Origin of the sequence: Numidum massiliense, assembly GCF_001375555.1 — a bacterium.
GTDB classification, from domain to species: Bacteria; Bacillota; Bacilli; order Thermoactinomycetales; family Novibacillaceae; genus Numidum; species Numidum massiliense.
In genome coordinates this window covers 1,402,651-1,420,671 of sequence record NZ_CTDZ01000009.1, presented here as the reverse complement: position 1 = coordinate 1,420,671, position 18,021 = coordinate 1,402,651, and the positions used below count along the sequence as shown (strand labels likewise).

The 18,021-nt window shown below is 48.6% G+C and carries 15 protein-coding genes; 11 read left to right on the top strand and 4 right to left on the bottom strand.

The features are described from left to right. The first annotated feature begins 287 nt into the window (after window positions 1–287). The 3 genes from BN1247_RS07190 (at window position 288) to BN1247_RS07180 (ending at window position 3,701) form a co-directional block, all read left to right on the top strand. Window positions 288–767 carry a helix-turn-helix domain-containing protein gene (locus BN1247_RS07190; RefSeq protein WP_054949772.1) on the top strand — a complete coding sequence of 160 codons (480 nt, stop codon included), beginning with the start codon at window positions 288–290 and terminating at the stop codon, window positions 765–767. A gap of 48 nt (window positions 768–815) precedes the next feature. Then, window positions 816–2,252, top strand: coding sequence for a hypothetical protein (locus BN1247_RS07185; RefSeq protein WP_054949771.1), 1,437 nt, complete (start codon window positions 816–818; stop codon window positions 2,250–2,252). 273 nt (window positions 2,253–2,525) lie between these two features. After that, a complete protein-coding gene (locus BN1247_RS07180; RefSeq protein WP_197278548.1) occupies window positions 2,526–3,701 on the top strand; it encodes a cytochrome P450 in 1,176 nt (391 codons plus the stop codon). Between the two features lie 132 nt (window positions 3,702–3,833). Here BN1247_RS07180 and BN1247_RS07175 read toward each other — a convergent pair whose 3' ends face one another. From BN1247_RS07175 to BN1247_RS07165, 3 genes are all read right to left on the bottom strand, one after another. Next, window positions 3,834–5,027, bottom strand: a complete 1,194-nt coding sequence (locus BN1247_RS07175) for an MFS transporter (protein ID WP_054949770.1) — start codon at window positions 5,025–5,027, stop codon at window positions 3,834–3,836. A gap of 499 nt (window positions 5,028–5,526) precedes the next feature. Continuing rightward, window positions 5,527–6,888, bottom strand: coding sequence for a PFL family protein (locus tag BN1247_RS07170; protein WP_054949769.1), 1,362 nt, complete (start codon window positions 6,886–6,888; stop codon window positions 5,527–5,529). 10 nt (window positions 6,889–6,898) lie between these two features. Next, window positions 6,899–7,189, bottom strand: a complete 291-nt coding sequence (locus BN1247_RS07165) for an ACT domain-containing protein (protein ID WP_054949768.1) — start codon at window positions 7,187–7,189, stop codon at window positions 6,899–6,901. A gap of 280 nt (window positions 7,190–7,469) precedes the next feature. On the opposite strand from BN1247_RS07165, the gene BN1247_RS17660 reads away from it, so the two are divergent. Continuing rightward, window positions 7,470–7,646 (top strand): hypothetical protein, encoded by a 177-nt coding sequence (locus BN1247_RS17660; RefSeq protein ID WP_157360854.1) that lies wholly within the window; start codon window positions 7,470–7,472, stop codon window positions 7,644–7,646. 110 nt (window positions 7,647–7,756) lie between these two features. Here BN1247_RS17660 and BN1247_RS07160 read toward each other — a convergent pair whose 3' ends face one another. After that, window positions 7,757–8,881: a mandelate racemase/muconate lactonizing enzyme family protein gene (locus BN1247_RS07160; protein ID WP_231633188.1), complete on the bottom strand. Its 1,125-nt coding sequence runs from the start codon at window positions 8,879–8,881 to the stop codon at window positions 7,757–7,759. Window positions 8,882–9,443: 562 nt separating this feature from the next. On the opposite strand from BN1247_RS07160, the gene BN1247_RS07155 reads away from it, so the two are divergent. The 7 genes from BN1247_RS07155 to BN1247_RS07130 all read left to right on the top strand — a co-directional run bounded on the left by BN1247_RS07155 (window position 9,444) and on the right by BN1247_RS07130 (window position 17,880). Continuing rightward, entirely contained in the window at window positions 9,444–11,204 is a 1,761-nt protein-coding gene (locus tag BN1247_RS07155) for a sensor histidine kinase (protein ID WP_054949767.1), read from the top strand. A 151-nt stretch (window positions 11,205–11,355) separates the two neighbouring features. Then, window positions 11,356–11,511 (top strand): hypothetical protein, encoded by a 156-nt coding sequence (locus BN1247_RS17655; RefSeq protein WP_157360853.1) that lies wholly within the window; start codon window positions 11,356–11,358, stop codon window positions 11,509–11,511. A 30-nt stretch (window positions 11,512–11,541) separates the two neighbouring features. After that, complete coding sequence (locus BN1247_RS07150) at window positions 11,542–12,744, top strand: response regulator transcription factor (RefSeq protein ID WP_054949766.1); 1,203 nt, start codon at window positions 11,542–11,544, stop codon at window positions 12,742–12,744. Between the two features lie 198 nt (window positions 12,745–12,942). Continuing rightward, the gene (locus BN1247_RS07145) at window positions 12,943–14,220 is read left to right on the top strand and encodes a DegT/DnrJ/EryC1/StrS family aminotransferase (protein ID WP_054949765.1); all 1,278 of its coding nucleotides are present in this window, start codon (window positions 12,943–12,945) and stop codon (window positions 14,218–14,220) included. Window positions 14,221–14,333: 113 nt separating this feature from the next. Further along, window positions 14,334–15,293 carry an ABC transporter permease gene (locus BN1247_RS07140; protein ID WP_054949764.1) on the top strand — a complete coding sequence of 320 codons (960 nt, stop codon included), beginning with the start codon at window positions 14,334–14,336 and terminating at the stop codon, window positions 15,291–15,293. A 14-nt stretch (window positions 15,294–15,307) separates the two neighbouring features. Beyond that, window positions 15,308–16,198: a carbohydrate ABC transporter permease gene (locus BN1247_RS07135; RefSeq protein WP_054949763.1), complete on the top strand. Its 891-nt coding sequence runs from the start codon at window positions 15,308–15,310 to the stop codon at window positions 16,196–16,198. Window positions 16,199–16,263: 65 nt separating this feature from the next. Then, on the top strand, window positions 16,264–17,880 hold the full coding sequence (locus BN1247_RS07130; protein WP_054949762.1) for an extracellular solute-binding protein: 1,617 nt from the start codon (window positions 16,264–16,266) through the stop codon (window positions 17,878–17,880). Window positions 17,881–18,021: the final 141 nt, after the last annotated feature.

Genomic DNA, 18,021 nt, shown 5'->3' with positions numbered 1-18,021 from the left:
ATTCGATCGATAAGCGATGTCTTATTCATCTTTCCAGAGCGGACCATTTTTATACGGTAGCATTTCAGCGATTATAACCGTCCGTTTATTCGCGAAGGAAAAAGTAAATGTTGCATATCGGTAATGATGTGCTAAAATGTAATCATACGTACTAATTCGGTCTAAATGTAACTAAAGGTAATAGAAAGACCTTCGTTTTAATGTTGAAGGGTAACACTCGGTAATGAGTCATTTAAGGGTATGGGGCTAACATAGGCGATTTTTATTTTGTAAGGGGTGACTAGCATATGAGTGAACACGATTTGTTTTCCGTAGATCAACTGGCACAAATCGTCTCTATGCACCCGCGCACGATTCGCCGCTACATTCGCGAAGGAAAGCTCGCAGCGACGAAAATTGGCGGGGAATGGCGCATTCGGCGCGAAGACGCTGAAGCGTTCATCGGCATGAAAGGCGGCGAACTGCAGCAACATGCACTGGACGAGGTAACGTCTTACCTGACGGGGGAAAGTAGCGGGCAAGCGGGGGAACTAACTGTTTGTTCTGTGCTCGATTGCTACGGGACGACAGAGGAAGCGAAGCGGATCGCGGATATTATCATTACTTACATGAATGCGGAAGATCCCGCGCGCGGCAAGGCGAAATTTCAATACCACTACGACGGCGAAGCGGAGAAAGGACGTTACATTTTGTGGGGCAAACCGCTGTTTATCGGGAAAGTGTTATCGGCGATCGGTGAGAAAGAAGACGATCATCGTGAAGGTTAAAGTCGTAGATTACGATCCCACATGGCGTATTTAGAAGGAGAACAAGTGATGACGTGTCATAATGAGATGGAGCATGTGAACCCCGCGACGATCATGCAAAAAGTGGAGCAGCTCGCTTCCGCCAACGCTCATGCGTCGCATCCGTGGTGGCCGGGGTTCGAGCCAAGAAAAATACCTGTCGCCGTATTTGACGGTCAGCGGACGTGGCTGTTCAATCATCCACACCCTTCGGCCGAGTGGCGGCAGCATCGAGATCATGCGTACACTAAACTAGGGGAAACACCATCTACAGTGAAATCTATAAATAAGTCTGTAGAAGCAATTAGAGCAACAATAACTGACACAAAAACAGCCGCATTCGGAATGTTCTACGCATACGACGGGCTCCATCCGACGATTCGCGGAAATTCCTTCATAGATTTAGACGGGGTGGCCACCGCGACAGTCATGCTCACAGCTGTCCGAAGGCAGTCTTTATCGGAATTGGCGGCCATTGTCATTCACGAAATGTTTCACGTTTACCAACAGCAGCACCACCCTGAGTGGTGTAGCGATACGATGGAAATGTTCGTCTATCCGGCGCCCGATCAACAGTCGCTTAAACTGCGTCGACTTGAGACGGAGGCGCTTCGACGCGCAATACAAGCAAACGAGCAGATGGAGAGCAGGGCCTGGTGCCGCACGGCCATGGCGTTGCGCGCACACCGCTTTGAGCGCTTACCACAAGGATCTGTACAATTTGAACGGGGGACGGAGTTGCTAGAAGGGCTCGCGCAATACGTCGAGTTGCGCGCCCTTGGACAGACGACAGTGCCCATTCCGGTGGCTGAATTCGCACCTGAAGCGGTGCGTTCGCGATGTTATACGATCGGTACGGCACTCGCTTTTTTACTCGACCGCCACCGCCCTCAGTGGAAAGATACATTGAATACCGAACGTTTTCGCTCGCTCGATCAACTGTTACGAGATACATGCACATCGTACAGTGGGGATGCAGCAATATTTACTGAAGCTGAAGACACACATGCTGACAGGCAAGCGGCAAACGATATTGCCGTCTGGCATAGGCGCTGCTCGGAGGCCCGCAGACAATTTGCGACACAGTCCGGTTGGCAGTGTACGGTTGAGATTGTTTCCGCCAGCTCCACTGGTGGTGTAGAACCGTTACGGGTCACAAGTTTCGATCCACAAAATGTGCAAAAATTATCCTCTAAGGAAATACGACACAACCGTCACCTTCGCCTTGTGAACGGTGCGTGCGAACTCGACATGATCGACGGGCAGGCACTAACCGTCAGCGCGGGGGACCACCCGTTGTTTGACGGAATACTACAGGTGACCTTTTCCGGACTCACTGAAAAACCAATACTCGAATCGAAAGACGGACTCCTGACGTTTCGTGCAGACGGGTTAACGGGAAAAATATGTGAGACGGATCACGTCCGCATGACGATGAAGTACAATTCCGAACAAACGAACGATTAGACGCCTTCTTTATCGGTGGGCCCCCACGTCGAAGATGTTATTGACATCGTTGGGGGCGCCTACTTCTATGCATTGCTTTTTAAAAAGGAAAAATAGCCCCCGCGTTTGCCGCGTGTGATGTTATAATTGTCGTGTTCTATTACGTCTGTAAGTATTGTAAAAATATAATGAAACTATATCCCTGCAAAGGTCGTTAAACATACTGAATGTACGATTAAATATGTCAGGAGTTATACGGAAACGGGGTCTTAAAAAAAGGAGGAGGAAGCGAAATTGAAGAAATTAGATACGTTAACGCATGTGACGAACAGTGGTTTCAACGCACCTTATGTGTGGTATCGGGACATGCGGTTAGCGAACCCTGTGTGGTACGACGAAGAAGCCGGAATGTGGCGCGTCTTTAAGTATGACGACGTCAAACGGGTGCTATCGGACTACGATGTTTTTTCGGCACAAAAATATATGTTAGAAGGTGTGGAGACGGATCACACCTCCCCGATTGACGCGAGTATATTAAATCTCGATCCCCCACGCCACCGTGAGCTCCGCTCACTCGTATCTAAAGCGTTTACCCCGCGGTCGATTGCACAGTTGGCGCCAAAAATTCAGCACATTACGCACGATTTACTGGCCACGGTAAATAAGCGGGGAGCGATGGACGTCGTTCGCGATTTGGCCTTTCCCCTGCCGGTCATCGTCATCGCTGAACTGATCGGCATTCCGCGCGAAGACTTGCACCAATTTAAGCGTTGGTCAGATGCGGTCGTCGAAGACGATGAGACGGCATTCATTCAGGCGGAACAAGAAATGGGGGAATATTTTCCGCGGATCATGGCGGAACGCCGCCTTAAGCCGCGCGAAGACTTGATCAGTCGGCTCGTAGCCGTTGAAGAAGCGGGGCAGCAGTTAAGTGAAAGGGAGATTATCGGTTTTTGCGAACTGTTGCTCGTCGCGGGCAATGAAACGACGACGAACTTAATCGCGAATGCGATGCTATGTTTTGCCGCCTACCCCGAGGCGTGGCAAGCGCTACAGGACAATCGCGAGTTGCTTCCTAGCGCGATCGAGGAAGTGCTGCGCTTTCGCTCGCCTGTTAAAGCGATGTCCCGTTTAACGAAGGCGCCGATCCGTTTGCGCGATCGCGACATTCCGGAGGGCGCTGTAGTCGTCGCCTATATCGCCTCCGGCAATGTGGATGAAGAAAAGTTTCCTAATGCCGACACATTCGACATAACCCGTTCACCGAATCAACACCTTGGGTTCGGTCACGGCATACACTTTTGCCTCGGTGCGCCACTCGCCCGCTTAGAGGCGCGGATCGCCCTCGAGGCGCTACTGGCTCAGTTCCACACGTTTCACTCCGTACGAGAAACGGCGCTCGAGATGATCCCTAGCTTTGTCGTCCACGGCGTTAAACAGTTGCCGATTACATTTGAGACGCACGCGTAAATTGGACGGGGGACCTGCAACCGCGAACGGCATAATACTTGTCGCCTGCCGTGTTGGGCTTCACGTTTGTTGGTCCAACGTGCACAGCGGGTTTAATTTCGTTACGTTACTCATCTGTTACGTCTCCTTCTGCTAAAGTAACTCATTGTATGATGTTGGTGCCGTCGACAAGCGCCACCACATCGTGCCGAAACAGACAGCGGCGGCAGCGGCCATGACACTTCCGACACCGTATATGCCGAGCGCACTGTATGCGTCGTACAGCCATCCACCGAGCGATCCAGCGACGATGCCTGAGAACCCGGCCCATGTCATCGCGAACAGCGCCTGACCGGAGGCACGGAAGTTACTCGGTACGAGCTTGGCACACAATTGGGTGCCAATGTAAAAATACGTCCCAAAAGTGACACAGTGTAGAAACTGGATCGCGATCAGCTGCACAGGATCAGTCGCCACACTCATTAAAAACCAGCGAAGACTAAAGAGCGAGCTCGTAAGTGCCAATAAGCCGGTCATCGCTTTCGGCGTCGGCGGTAAATAGCGGTCGAGCAAGACAAAGACGATAACTTCTCCGATGGCGGCTAAGAAAAAAGACGTGCCGACTGCCGCCTCCGAACCGCCGATCGCCGTCATATGAAGCGGCAAAAAAATGTAGTTCATCTGGTTCGGGATCGAGACGAGTACACTTAACAGCAAAAACACGACGAAATAGCGATTGGCGAACACTTTTCCTAATTCGCGCAAGCTCGCGTTATCAGCTTGGCTACCTTGCCGCGGGAGATAAAAGCTTAATGCAAGGTTGGCGACGAGCATGACACCGTAAATAATGCCGAGGGAGGAAATGCCCAACCCTTTCATCAGCGGGCCAGCGACAAGGGCAGTAACGGCAAAGCCGATTGACCCCCACAGACGGAACGAGCCAAATTGGTAGGGTGTGCCTTCGATGCCGTGTAAAATGAGGCTGCTCGTCATCGAAAAAAGCGCCGTGTAGCAAAAGAAAAAGCCAATCATAGCTGCATAGAGGGCGTAAAAGTTATGCAGGCCGAACACGAAGAAGCTCATGAGCAAATTGCCGCACAACATGGCAATTAACACGAGACGCGTATTTTGCCAGCGGTCGCTCAAGTAACCCCAGAACGGGTTCGCAAACAGCGACGTGAACGGTCCGATGGCGAGGAGTAGGCCGATTTCGATACTGTTAAACCCTTGATGCTGTAAGTAAAGTGGCAAAAACGGGGTAAGAAGTGCCGTGAGCCCGAAGGCGAGAAAATTAAACGGCTTTAAAAAAAATAACGCGCGCTTGTTCTTTGCCGGCGTTGACGTCATCGGTGGATCATCCCTTATATGTAGCGTAATCATATGTAGCGTAATCTTTTTTAAACGTGACAACGTATGCTCCGCGCATAGGGCTATCGTAGCAGAAATGCTGTAAACTGGTCAACACTGCGCTCTGGGGAACACGGTGCGCTGCATCTTTAAAAAAGGTAGTCGCCACTCGCGGCCGACTCGCGATCCGGTTGCATTCACACGTACGCCGTAGCGATACTTTTCAATGAAGCTAGTGTTTATAGCAGCTACAGTTTTATAGAACTTACAGTAAGGAAGGGATCAAGATGCAAATCGCTAATGGTGTCTCCGTGCTATATAAGCTGTGACATCGAATCCGTCATTTGTTACCATGGAGGCTTGTGTCGCAGTAGTGTCCAACAACAACAGCGCCTGCTCAGACACGTGTACAAAGGGGGACGATCGCCCCTCTTTGTACAAAAACTGGAACAACGTAAACAAAACGTTTAACAAAACCACTAACTCTCATCGTACTAACTTAGTTCGTTAGCGCCTGAATCGGGGCAGGAATTCTGCCGCCGCGCCCGACGAAATGTGCCGAGCTAAACGGGTGGACAGGCATGACGGGGGCGCGACCGAGCAGGCCGCCAAACTCAACCATATCGCCTTCTTTAGCGCCAGCTACCGGTATGATGCGCACCCCGGTCGTCTTTTTGTTGATCATCCCGATCGCAGCCTCGTCGGCGATGAGGGCGGCAATCGTTTCGGCTGGCGTGTTCCCGGGAACGGCGACCATATCTAAACCGACCGAACAGACACACGTCATTGCTTCTAGCTTGTCCAAAGATAGAGCTCCAGCACCTACGGCCGCGATCATGCCGTTGTCTTCGCTGACGGGGATAAACGCGCCACTCAACCCGCCGGCGTGAGACGTCGCCATCGCCCCGCCTTTTTTGACGGCGTCGTTCATTAGCGCAAGCGCAGCCGTCGTACCGTGAGTGCCGCACTTTTCCAATCCCATCGCTTCAATAATATCGGCTACACTGTCGCCGACCGCATTCGTCGGGGCGAGCGACAGGTCGACGATCCCGAACGGCACGCCTAAGCGTTCGGCAGTAATGCGCCCGACGAGTTCGCCCATGCGCGTAATTTTAAAAACGGTATGTTTTATCGTATTTGCCAGCGTGCCTAAGTCGACGTCCGGATCTTTTTTGATTGCATTTAAGACGACGCCGGGGCCACTGACGCCGACATTAATCACGCATTCCGGCTCTCCCGCTCCGTGAAAAGCGCCAGCCATGAACGGATTGTCTTCCACCGGATTGCAAAACACAACGAGTTTCGCGCAGCCGAGACTGCGTGTATCCCGCGTGTTGTGCGCCAACTGCTTAATGACCTGACCCATTTCGTAAATAGCATCCATATTAATGCCAGCCTTCGTGCTAGCGACCGAAATGGAGGCGCACAATCGCGACGTTTCCGCAAGGGCAGTCGGCAACGAGCTGATGAGGGTGCGATCCCCTCGGTGAAATCCTTTATGGACGAGCGCCGAGTAACCGCCGATAAAATCGACGCCCAAGTCGGCAGCGGTCTCGTCGAGGACGCGGGCAAGCTGGACACACTCCTCTACGGAAAAAGGACCGGCCAACTTGGCGATCGGCGTGACCGCGAGACGTTTGTTAATGATCGGAATGCCAAACTCGCGTTCGACCTGTTCGACGACTGTGGTTAAGTTTTTTGCGTACGATTTAATTTTATTCGCGATGTTCTCTTGCACCACATGGAGACGCTGGTCGGCACAGTCTTCTAAACTGATTCCCATCGTCACGGTGCGGATGTCCAAGTTTTCGTCGTGAATCATACGCAACGTCTCTGTGACTTCTTTCATGTTATACGTCATCGTCAACCCCTCAATCTATGCGGTGCATGTAGTGGAAAATGGCTTCGTGTTGCACGGTAATCGTCACGCCTAGTTCCTCGGCAGCAAGGTGTAATTGGTCGCGTACGCCGTCAATCGCTAGCGACGCTGTCGACAAGTCAACTAACATCATCATCGTAAAAAAGTCATCGAGAATGGTTTGCCGAATATCTAACACATTGACGTTGTTTTCGGCTAAAATGTTTGTAACGCGGGCAATGATCCCGATACGGTCAATGCCGGTGACGTTAATAATCGCCCGATTTTTCTGTTCACGCGTCATCACATGTACCTCCAGCTAACATAAATATTATTACAGCTTAAGAAATTGTAGCGCGCTTGTCAACTGTACGCGTGTGATATTACGTTTCATGAAAATCTACATATGTATGAAATGGGGGACAGCTGTCTAGGTCCGCCAAGCTGTCTGAAATTGCCGAGTCGGACCGGCCGTTTGACAAAATTTTTTCTATAATTCGGTGATTTTATGGCCTGATCGGTATGAGGCGTTTACACAGTTGTAACAACCGACCGGGGTCACGGAAATACGGCCGGGTACATACGTGTTTAACGATGCCGGCTTAGTCGCGCAAGGCGTCGCCACTGTCGCTGACTGCGCTTTGTCCATTTATGCGACTGTCGTCGGAATTGCCCCTAATCACGTCTGTCCAACGGTTAAATTGACCGTTGAGCTCATCGGCATTAGAGATGGTGTCATGGAGCGGACGATTGCCGTTTAAGCTAGGGAAAAGAACAAATAGTTTCATGACTTCGAAAGGTTAAAGCCGTGTGCAAACGGACGCTTCGTTTGTGAGGCGTCCGTTTCGCGTGATGTACTTCCTGGTTTTATTTAAATTGGCGCTGCGTATGTTGCTAGTTTTTCCTCATCGATTAGACAGCCGATTCCCGCTTCTACGGGGAAATGCACATTCCCTTTTCTCACCGTGGCTCCCGCGTGTATGGCATCGTCTGCGAGAAAGAAAGGACCGTTTAAATCGACGGGCGTTGAGATTTGTAAGGCCGAAAACAAATAGGCACTCGCTGTCAAACCGAGCGTCGACTCCGTCAAACCGCCGCCGAGTAGCGATAAGTCAGCTTCACGGGCAATTTCTCCGCTCAGTCTGCTGTAGTAAAGGCCGCCCATCTTCGACGTTTTAATGACGATCGTATCGGCAGCGTCTAGTCGAATCGCGCGTAACACATCGCGCGGTGACCACACACTTTCGTCGAGGGCGATCGGTATACTTGAGCGGGCGCGCAATTTGGCGTGGCCTAACAAGTCGTCAGCCGGTAGGGGCTGTTCGAATACGTCAACTCCGAGTGGCCCCATTTTTTTGATGAGCTCAATCGCCTGGCTCAATGTGTACGCTTGATTCGCGTCGACCCGAAAGAAGAGATTAGGTGCGGCCTCTTTAACCGCTTGCAAAACATCGTAATCGCGCGCCGGAGTTAAGCCGATTTTTACATCTACTCCTTCGTACCCTTCTTCTCGTGCTATCGTGGCAAGTTTGGCGGCTTCTTGCGGATCGTTCGTGCTAATGAGATAGGACAATTTTATCGGCTGCGTAGCGGCTGTTTGCCATAGGTGAGGCAGCGGTTTACGTTCGCGTTTCGCGATGAGATCGTGTAAGGCTAAATCGATTCCCGATTTTGCAATCGGTTGCCCGATACTGATGCCTGCAGCAATTTCGCGGTTCATTATGTGATGGAGTTGCCGTATGTGAAGCGGATTCTCTCCGATCAAAGCAGGGCCTAAATAGTGGCGAATCGTACTAGTCACACTTTCTAACGTTTCATAACTCCAGCGGTGACTCGGTCGTGCTTCCCCCCATCCGACAGTGCCGTCGTCACTCGTTATTTTTACATAAACGTGACTTGCACCCGTCTGCTTACTTCCTACCGAACCGCGGGAGGTCGAGAAGTTGCGTTTCATCGGGAGTAGCACTGGGAACGCTTCCACATGTTGTATTTTCAAAAGATCCCCTCCTGTTGGTTTACTATATTAAAACTCACAAGCATTTAACATGTATTTTACAATATTCCGTCTGACGATAATAGGGCGATATATGTTACAAAGGGGCATTTTTAATAAAAGTCATTTAATAGACTTGCCGGATAGTTTAAGGTTATAAGCACCATCTTTACCGGATGTTGTTATTCGCGATGTCGTAGTAAAGATGTCGTAGTAAAAAGGAAGTCATATCAACAAGGAAACTTCTTAAACGGCGAATTGAAGAGACTACTTAACTTTTAAAAAGAAATAGGATACACTCTAAACATTATAAGAGTGGCGTAGATAAACATAAGTTTGCGCCACTTTTTTTGTGTATTCAGCGGTATGACCATGTCGAATCATAAGAAAGTCTTCCCCCGGGCGAAAACACGATATCGTTTTATAAAAGTCGTAATTCTGGTAGAATGAGTTTAATGCCAATTGCGAACATAGTTTGGTAATTCTCTCCAAATAAGTGGCCCTTATCGCCCAGTAGTGAAAGAGTTGATATCGCTTTAAAAAAACAAGTGACGGGGGGAGCGTCGTGAAAAAACGATTTTTACACTTTAACACAGTTAAAGACAAAATATTTTTTAGTTATGTCATCTTGTTAATTATCCCTTTGTCGTTAATCGCGCTCACTAGTTATAATGGTAGCGCCAACATTTTACGAAAAAATGCGCTACAACAGTTTAACACCGTCTCGGAGCTCGCTAGCCAGCAGTTTGATCAGTATTTTAAAGACCTCGACAGTTTATCGCTCAACGTCATGCGCAGCTCACTCGTACAAGCCCACTTGCGGCAATCATTTGTACCTTCGAATAGTTATTACTTGACGGAAAAAGAAATGGCTCATTTTTTGAAGGGCATTTACCGTTTAAAACCTGGCCTTTCGAGCATTGTCATTTACGGAAATAATAAACGCAACTACTACTATCACCCACACCGCAGCTGGAATCCATCCTTTGATAGTACCTCCGAGGCGTGGTATAAAAAAACGTTGGCGAAAGATGGTGCATGGGTAATTAGTGGAAAAAGGAAAGAACACCAACTTTACAACAAGTATGACCGCAAACCGGAAGACGTCATAACCTTTAGTCGCGTGATTAAAGATCTCGAATCGTTTAAGCCACTTGCCGTATTGGCGATCAACGTCAACATTGAAACGTTAGAGGAATTAACGGGGGTTAATACCGGGCCGAGTAAGCTCGTCATTTTGGATGAGGAAGGGCACCCAGTCGTATCACGGGGAGATTTGGATGAACGCGTGCAAAAAGAAGAGTTGGTGCAGGTTAGTACAGTTTCTCCATTTACAAACTGGAAAACGACATATGCGACGGTGAAAGACGATTTATTACAGGAATCGAAATATATTCGGAATGTGACAATCGCTGTCGCCGCAGTCCTCACCATTTTAGCATTAATTTCCGCACAATTTATTTCCGCTGGAATCGTAAAACCGTTAGCGCGCTTAAAAAAGAACATGAAGGAAGTCGAAAATGGGAATTTCCATAGTAAACAGAGGGTTCTGGACGGTACTCCTGACGAAATTGGGGAATTGACGAACGGATTCAATCATATGGTCGAACGAATCGCCACATTAGTCGAAGAAATTCGCGTACAAGAGAGAAAGAAAAAAGAAACAGAACTAAATGCTTTACAGGCGCGCATTAATCCTCACTTTATGTACAATACATTAAACGGGATGCGCTGGGTGGCGATGATGGAAGGTCACCACAAGTTGGCCGATTTGCTTCGCTCATTCGTCAGTCTTTTAAGATTTAGCGCAAAAAACGAGGACACTTTGATCGTCTTGCAACACGAAATCGATCTCCTTAACCATTATGTCGATTTAATGAAAATGAGGCATGAACAGTTTGCATTCCACCTGAAAATAGAAGGAGGTATGAGCCGTCAGCTAGTTATTCCATTCCTCTTGCAACCGGCGGTAGAAAATGCTATTTTTCACGGCATTGTGCCACTAAATATAATGGGCCGCATCGATGTATGTTTGTATACAGACGACAGGATGAATATTGCTCTTGTGAGGGACAACGGGGTCGGTATGTCACCAGAGAAATTAGCCACTATACTGTCTACTACAGAAGCTCGAGTACCAGGAGATAGTTTTAACAGAATCGGTTTACGCAACGTGTACGACCGCTTGCAACTGCAATTTGGACAATCCGCCTCGTTAAAGGTGACGAGTGAGCCCGGTAAGGGCACAGAAGTGCGTATGATCTGGCCTAAGACGCAGACGTGCGAACAATGTCCCTCTAATTCTACTAACAGTGAGTGTTTATGAGTCTTTAATATGTGATTAATGAGAAGGTAGCGTATATTGTATTGACGATTCACTATAGCGTGATATAGTAATTAACTACCCTGCCATGTAACCGCATAAATATGTAAGCGTTGCCACGTCTGTAAAAAATGTATTCGTCGAGACTAATCTCGTGTGGGGGTACCGTGGCTCGGAAGGGAACGACTATCGCGCCGAAAACCCGGAGTTAACGTGGAAAACAGTCGGCGATGCCATGTACCGTATCACCGAGCGAGAGCGTGAGACAGAGCGCCAGCGACGTAAGGAACGAGTGACTAACAACGGATGATTATGAAAAAACACGGGGGAGGATCGCCTTATGATAAACGTGTTACTAGTTGAAGATGAGTTCCTCATTCGTTCAGGTATGCGTACCCTTATCGATTGGGAGGCACACGGCTTTCATTTGGCCGCGGAAGCGACGCACGGGGCTGAAGCGTTCGACATTTTACGGGAGCAGACGATTGACATCGTCTTAACAGACATTCGCATGCCGGTAATGGACGGCCTAGCCTTAATCAGGAAAATCCGCAAGCGGCACCTCCCGTGTGAAATTATTGTGTTAAGTAGTTACGATGACTTTGCCTACGTCCGTCAAGCGATGAAGCATGGTGTTCGCGACTATATTCATAAGCCGACTATTTCACCCGACGACCTCGTACAGACTCTTCAAGAGGTTGCCGCAGACCTTCGCTACAAAAGGAAAATTGAACGTTACGAAGAGATCGTTGTACAGACGGCGCAGGAAAATAAGCGCTTAATGGTCGAGAAAGTCGTTAAGCAATTGTTGAGCGACCGCAATGGGTTTGCAGAAAGCCGAATGGATCAATTACTCGGTAGTGACAATCCGATGAAGCAGCCGTTTTATGTCGGCTTACTGAAATGTATGCAACCCGAAGGGCTTTACCGTACCTTACCAGATATGGAAGTTGTTCGCCAGTTACTCGGGAATGGCGAACAGATTTACTTGTTCGAGGTAAGCGACGGGTGCATCCTCCTATTAGCCGAGGAAGATCTAGAGGAAGTCGTAACCAACCTCACTAGCCCGCGAGGGCAAGGAAAAAATGTAAATGGCGTAGACGTCCTGTGTGAATATTCAACCGAACCGTGCCGATTAGGGCATTTGCGTAAGCGGTATTACGAATTAAAGGTATGCTTAACGAAACGGTTAGCGCAAGAAGCGCGGAATGCGGCGCGTCATCCCGTCATTCAGCAGGCGCTCACTTACCTCCACGAGCATTATATGGAAAACGTGACGCTAGAAAAGGTGGGCGCTGTTGTACACGTCAGTCCCTCTTATTTGAGCCGCTTATTTTACAAACAGATGAGCAAAACATTTATCGATTACTTGACTGAATACCGCTTAAAACAGGCACAACGATTATTAGTGCAAACAGACCTGCAAGTTTATAATATTGCAAGCCACGTCGGCTATCACAACAGTAAATATTTCATCAAATTGTTTAAAAAGCAATTCAAGGTCACTCCGGGTGAGTTTCGTCGTAAAGCGAGTAGTCGATAGGGTAACATTGGTCGAGGCGACACATTTACTGAGCAAAATAAGACACCTTTAAGCGCAAAAAAAGAAACGGTCGCCCCCATGTAGTTAAGAAAATAGACGAGGACGTTAAAATCACCACCTTTTTGTGCGGGTGGTGATTTTACTATAATAAAGGGGAGTAAATATTCACTACTATTAAAAGTGGGAAGGTGATGGAAGATGCAACTAGCCATTGACGGTGGTGCACCGGCAAGGAGGAAATCCCTTCCAGAAAATTATCCCGGGGCAGTCCTCATCGGGAAAGAAGAGGTGGACTTAGCGGTGCAAACGTTATTCGCCCAATCGCCGTTCCGCTATTACGGCCCCGAGGTGCAAGGTGCAGTGCGGAAATTTGAAGAGACAATGGCTCGCGACTTAGGCGTGCCTTATGCATTAGGCGTCTCTTCGGGAACAGCTGCGTTGATCGTCGCCTTGAAGGCGTTAGGGATTGGTTACGGGGATAAAGTGATCGTCCCAGCCAATACGTTTATCGCTACGGCTGGCGCTGTCGTTTGTGCCAATGCCGTGCCCGTGTTCGCCGATGTCGACGACAGTTTAAACGTCGATCCGAACGACCTGGAACGAGTCGTTGACGACGAAGTGAAGGCGATTATTACCGTGCCCATTTTAGGCAATGCGTGCGATATGGATCCGATTATGGCCTTCGCCAACGCACGCGGCATTTACGTCATCGAAGATGTCGCCCAATCGTGTGGGACGATGTATAAGGGGAAGTACGCCGGGACGATCGGTCATGTCGGCACCTTTAGTTTTCAAATGAACAAAGTTATTACAGCAGGTGAAGGTGGCGCCGTCGTCACTCAGGATAGTCACACTTTCGATCGCGTCGTGCGCTACCACGACCAGGGGCTGTTTCGGGACAAAGAACGGTACAGTATTGACTCGCCTGAAGGCGCAAACGCATTTATCGGACAAAATTACCGCATGAGCGAAATATCTGGGGCCGTATTACGCGCGCAGTGGGCAAAATTAAACAATATCGTTAAAAAAATGAGAGAAAATTGTCACGCAGTCCAGCAAGCGCTCCTTGCGGAAATTCCGCAGCTAACGTACCGCAAGATTGTTGATCAAGCGGGAGACATCGGTTCAAACTTAGGCATGATCTTGCCGACACCGGGAATAGCCGCACGCTTTACGGAGGCGCTTCACGCCGAGAACATTCAAGTTTACACGTTGTACGGTGGTCAACCGATTTATATGGCGCCGCAGATCTTCCGGCAACAGACGGTAGAACGCGACCGCTTTCCGTTCAATTATCCGTTCAAACACCCTGTACGTTATACAGAAGATATGTGTCCCCGGGCGCAGGACTTAATCCCGCGAACCGTATTTTTACCGATTAGCCCGCTACTTACAGCACAAGATCTGGAGGAAATAGCTACCGGGATCGTCAAAGTGTATCGCGGTTTACACAATGAGGGAGCATTTTCAGTGTAGCTCATAGGAGGCACTAAGGAATCACAATGTAGGGTAACACTAGAGACTCAAGAGTAGAAAAAGAGAGTAGGTATTGCACACATTTTGGACGAGAAAGGGGTTGATCCTACACAATGCCCAATTCCGTAGCAACGAAATCGGCCGTTGAACCACTCGTTAAAAAGCGAGCGCGCGCGCAACTTTGGCGGACCGTCTACCGTTACCGCTGGTATTATGTCATGATGCTCCCCGGGTTACTATATTTCTTGATCTACCATTACATTCCGATGGGCGGCGTGATCATTGCCTTTAAAGATTACAACTTGTTCAAAGGTGTTTGGAGCAGCCCTTGGGTAGGATTCAACCACTTTAAAGAGATTTTTACTTCGCCGGACATTTACCGTACGATTAGCAACACGCTAATCATTAGTTTTTACCGCATTGTGTTCGGGATGATTCCGGATGTCCTCCTCGCTATCGTTTTGAACGAAATACGGGTGCGCTGGTTTAAGCGAACCGTACAGACTATAACTTATGGACCGTATTTTTTATCGTGGGTGATTGTTTATTCGCTCGTGTTTGCGTTTCTCGCTCCCGATTCCGGCTTAGTAAACACCTTTTTTAAGAACTTCGATTTGCAAACGATCGACTTCTTGACGGTGAAAGAATATTTCCGCACAATTTTAGTTTCGTCAGACGTGTGGAAAAGTACCGGCTTTGGCGCGATTATTTATTTGGCGTCGCTGGCGGCGATCGATCCTCACCTGTACGAAGCAGCAGTCGTCGACGGGGCGAGCAGGTGGCGACAAATTTGGCACATTACGCTTCCGGGGATTCGCAACGTGTTTATTTTACTGCTCGTTTTGCGCATCGGTCACATTATGGACGCCGGTTTCGAGCAAGTGTACATTTTTCTCAATTCGCGCGTCTATGAAACCGGTGACATTATCGATACGTGGGTATTCCGTAGAGGGCTAGAGCAGCTGCAATTCAGTATCGCCACTGCTGTCGGTTTATTTAAAGGAGTGATCGGCCTGATCTTAATCATTGGTGCCAACCGCATCGCCAAACGTTTCGGTGGCGGCATATGGTAAGGAGGCAAATATAGATGTCCTTTGTTCTGCATAAAACGAAAGGCGACCGCATCGTCGACGCATCGTTATACATCGTACTGACGTTGTTCGCCTTAGTGACACTTTTCCCGATTTATTACGTCTTCGTAATGTCCGTGACGCCGATCGACGTCGTACTCAAAAATGGGGGGTTCGTCATTTTCCCCGAAAAAATGACATTTGAAGGCTTTGCTGCGATTTTTAAGAGCGAAGTTGTGTTACAAGCACTGAAAGTGACGATTTTTATTACTGTGGTCGGCACGTTATTAAATCTGCTCGTCACGACCTTACTCGCCTATCCGCTATCGAAAAAAGACTTGCCCGGCCGCAACGTCTTTCTGTTTACGGTCGTGTTTACAATGCTCTTTTCTGGGGGGGTAATCCCACTCTATCTCGTCGTACGGGCCACCGGACTCTTAAATACAGTGTGGGCGTTAATCATCCCCGGTTTAGTTTCCGCTTTCAATATGCTCATCATGAAAACGTTCTTTGAAAATTTGCCGGATGAAATTGAAGAAGCTTCTAAAGTAGACGGATGCGGCGATTTGGCAACTCTATTTCGTATCGTGTTGCCGTTATCGAAACCAATAATGGCGACGATGGGTTTGTTTTACGGTATTAGCCATTGGAATGCGTACTTTGCCGGAATTATGTACATTACGGATCGGGCGTTGCAACCGATCCAAGTCGTCCTCCGGAATATGGTGCAAGCACAAAACGTGAGCCAGGAGTTGCTGATTCAAAATCCGATGTTCATTCAGCAACTGCCCCCGGAAACGATGAAAATGGCCGCAGTTGTCGTAACGATTACCCCGATCATTATCGTGTATCCGTTTTTGCAAAAGTATTTCGTTAAAGGTTTCTTGCTCGGTTCGATTAAAGGTTGACGTGCGGTGAAGGGCTAGTTGCAGGACGGTTTTTGCGGAAAAAATAATAGTGGGAGGGTTACACAATGAAAAATGGTCAGAAGAGAATTTTTCGTACGAAGTTTAACAGTTGGTTGGTCTTTTTTGTTTTACTTGCCCTTGTCGTTACCGCGTGTTCACCAGCGGCAGACAACCCGGCTAGCGACAAGGAAGGGAAAAAAGGGAAAGGCGATTCGCGGGAAAAACTGACGTTACACTGGTTCACAGCTGTCGATCAGGCGACGAGTGTATTACCTGATGCAAAGGCGGACTTTGTCAAACAGGCGATTGAAGAGAAATTTAACGTCGAGTTGAACATCGAGTATTTACCGTGGGGCGAAGACTTCAAAAACCAGACGAACGTCAAACTCGCTAGTGGGGACGCTCCGGATATGTTTTTAACAGATGGGAATCGTTCCGCGACGTATGCCATTGATGGGATCTTAGGTGACATGACCCCCTTCGTTTCTCCCGAAACGATGCCAAACTATTTTAAATGGGTGACAGAGACGGAATTAGAGCGCTACGCGATTCACAATTCCTTCGTACGGGCACCGATTCCCTTCGCCAGAAATGTGTACCGCTCGTACTACATCCGCAAGGACTGGCTCGACAAATTAAAATTGGATATCCCGAAAAATTACGACGAAATGATCGAGGTCATGCGTGCTTTCACGTTTAAAGACCCAGACGGAAACGGGAAGAACGATACGTACGGGATGTCAGCGTCGGGTGGAGGACGTGTGGTTTCTATTGACTTTCCACAATGGATCCACCACGATTTAATCGGCGCAATTATGATCGAGAATAAAGAGTTTATCGACGTGTTGACTGATTTACGCGTCGAGAAAGTGATTGATGACGTGATCGCGATGCTGGACGAAGGGATTGTCGATCCCGATTGGTTTTTGAACGACGGCAGTGCCCATTTTGACAAAGCGGCACAAGGAAAAGTAGGTATCGTAGCGAGTGGTGTGTTAGACGGCTTTTTCGACTCTAATCCGAATAGCATTCACAATAAGACGAAAGCGATCCAACCCGACGCCGCATGGGTTCCGTTTAACCCCTTTCCAGACAAGCCAGGTGTATGGACAGAGAACTTACCGGGTAATCCCTTTGTCTTTCCAAAAGCGGCAGCCGAGGAAAGGCCTGAAAACATTAAACGAACAGTGGAAATATTGGATTGGCTAGCGAGTGAAGAAGGGTTTCTGTTGACGCATTACGGGGTGGAAGGCAAGCAATACACCCGTGAAGGGAACAAAATTACGCTTATTCCAGAAGCAATTCAAGAGGATGTTTTGGAGCAAGGCAACTTCCTCGACATTTACGATTTCTTCACGCCGCCGGAACCAGAAGTGCTAGGTTTGGAAGTGATCGACCCGCGTATGACCGAGCGCGATCGCAAAATCGCCGAAACGATTAATTCGTACAAATTGATTCCATCGATCGGTACGAATGTCGCACCTCCCGACGGCTTCGATTTGGCTGCCTTTCGTACGATGATGCACGAGCGACATGCACAAATGGTGTTTGACGAAAAGTCGGGGAAAAACTGGTCCAAATACCGCGAAGAATTGATGACGAAGTATGAGGGGAAACAAGCGTTCCAATCGTACGTTGAACAAATTCGCAAAGTAGGCATTGAAATCGCCGACTTTGAGTGAACGAATTCGTAATACTGGCTATAAAGTTACAATTTTACACCAAAATTTCACGTCTTCAAGTAAACGCACAAGGTGGGGGAGAAGGACAGGGATTACTCCCCCCCACGCGACAATGCGGCTATTAACAGGGGTAATAAACGG

Coding starts and splice junctions, on each gene's coding strand:
- BN1247_RS07190 (WP_054949772.1), top strand. CDS start 288: ATGAGTGAACACGATTTGTTTTCCGTAGATCAACTGGCACAAATCGTC.
- BN1247_RS07185 (WP_054949771.1), top strand. CDS start 816: ATGACGTGTCATAATGAGATGGAGCATGTGAACCCCGCGACGATCATG.
- BN1247_RS07175 (WP_054949770.1), bottom strand. CDS start 5,027: ATGACGTCAACGCCGGCAAAGAACAAGCGCGCGTTATTTTTTTTAAAG.
- BN1247_RS07170 (WP_054949769.1), bottom strand. CDS start 6,888: ATGACGTATAACATGAAAGAAGTCACAGAGACGTTGCGTATGATTCAC.
- BN1247_RS07165 (WP_054949768.1), bottom strand. CDS start 7,189: ATGACGCGTGAACAGAAAAATCGGGCGATTATTAACGTCACCGGCATT.
- BN1247_RS07150 (WP_054949766.1), top strand. CDS start 11,542: ATGATAAACGTGTTACTAGTTGAAGATGAGTTCCTCATTCGTTCAGGT.
- BN1247_RS07145 (WP_054949765.1), top strand. CDS start 12,943: ATGCAACTAGCCATTGACGGTGGTGCACCGGCAAGGAGGAAATCCCTT.
- BN1247_RS07140 (WP_054949764.1), top strand. CDS start 14,334: ATGCCCAATTCCGTAGCAACGAAATCGGCCGTTGAACCACTCGTTAAA.
- BN1247_RS07135 (WP_054949763.1), top strand. CDS start 15,308: ATGTCCTTTGTTCTGCATAAAACGAAAGGCGACCGCATCGTCGACGCA.
- BN1247_RS07130 (WP_054949762.1), top strand. CDS start 16,264: ATGAAAAATGGTCAGAAGAGAATTTTTCGTACGAAGTTTAACAGTTGG.